At 64.4% G+C, this 1,270-nt stretch carries 1 protein-coding gene; it reads left to right on the top strand.

From position 1 onward, the window contains the following. The first annotated feature begins 69 nt into the window (after nt 1-69). A protein-coding gene (locus RIL96_RS13245) for an IS3 family transposase (protein ID WP_310549483.1) occupies nt 70-1,235 on the top strand; the annotation gives its coding sequence in 2 pieces (ribosomal slippage) (nt 70-354 and nt 357-1,235; 1,164 coding nt in all). Nucleotides 1,236-1,270 lie beyond the last annotated feature (35 nt).

The raw sequence follows: 1,270 nt of genomic DNA, 5'->3' as shown, positions 1-1,270 counted from the left end.
GGGACTGCCGCACGGATAGGTGACATCTGATCTGGCTTGCCCACTGGGCGGCCTGGAAGGATGTGCACCATGCCCGCTCCCTACCCCCAGGAGTTCCGCGAGGACGTCGTGCGAGTCGCCCGGTCCCGCGAGGACGGCGTCACCATCGCGCAGATCGCGAAGGACTTCGACGTCCACGAGATGACGCTCCACAAATGGATCCGCCAAGCAGACATCGACGACGGCAATCGCCCCGGGAAGACCCGTGAGGACTCGACGGAACTGCGCGAGCTCCGCCGCCGGAACCGGTTGCTGGAGCAGGAGAACGAGGTCCTGCGTCGTGCTGCCGCCTACCTGTCCCAGGCGAACCTGCCGGGAAAAGGTTCTACCCGCTCGTGAGCGAGCTCGCCGCCGACGGGATCCCCGTCGCGGTGTCCCTGCGGGTCTTGAAGCTCTCCCGTCAGCCCTACTATCGCTGGCGGCACCAGCAGGTCACCACAGCCGAGCTGACCGAGGCCTACCGAGCAAACGCACTGTTGGACGCCCACCGCGACGACCCCGAGTTCGGCTACCGGTTCCTCGTCAGTGAAGCCGCAGAGTCCGGCGAGGTGATGTGTGAGCGGACGGCGTGGAGGATCTGCCGGGACAACCAGTGGTGGTCCGTGTTCGGAAAGAAGCGCGGCAAGAACGGGAAGCGCCCTGGACCGCCCGTCCATGACGACCTTGTGAAGCGGGACTTCTCCGCCGATGACGTCAACGAGCTGTGGCTGACCGACATCACCGAGCACTGGACCGACGAGGGCAAGCTCTACCTCTGCGCCATCAAGGACGTGTTCTCCGGCCGGATCGTGGGCTACTCGATGAGCGACCGGATGAAGGCTTGTCTCGCGGTGAATGCCCTGGACAGCGCGGTATCTCGACGCCGTGACGCCGCCGGTTGCATCGTGCATTCGGATAGAGGCTCCCAGTTCCGGTCACGGAAGTTCGTGCACGCCCTGAACCGTCACCACCTCATCGGATCCATGGGCCAGGTCGGTGCTGCCGGCGATAACGCCGCCATGGAGTCCTTCTTCGCGCTGCTACAGAAGAACGTCCTGGACCGTAAGCGTTGGCAGACCCGAGAAGAGCTCCGAATCGCAATCATCACCTGGATCGAAAGGACGTATCACCGACGCCGCCGACAGACCCGTCTGGGCCGATTGACCCCCATCGAATACGAGACCATCATGAACCCGGCCGTGAGCCTCGCGGCCTGACACCCCCAACTGTCACCTAAATGTGCGGCAGTCCC

This window comes from Nesterenkonia aerolata (assembly GCF_031470965.1).
In the GTDB taxonomy this organism is placed as follows: domain Bacteria; phylum Actinomycetota; class Actinomycetes; order Actinomycetales; family Micrococcaceae; genus Nesterenkonia; species Nesterenkonia aerolata.
The sequence above is the reverse complement of the archived record's forward strand: the minus strand, read 5'-3'. Positions and strand labels throughout refer to the sequence as shown.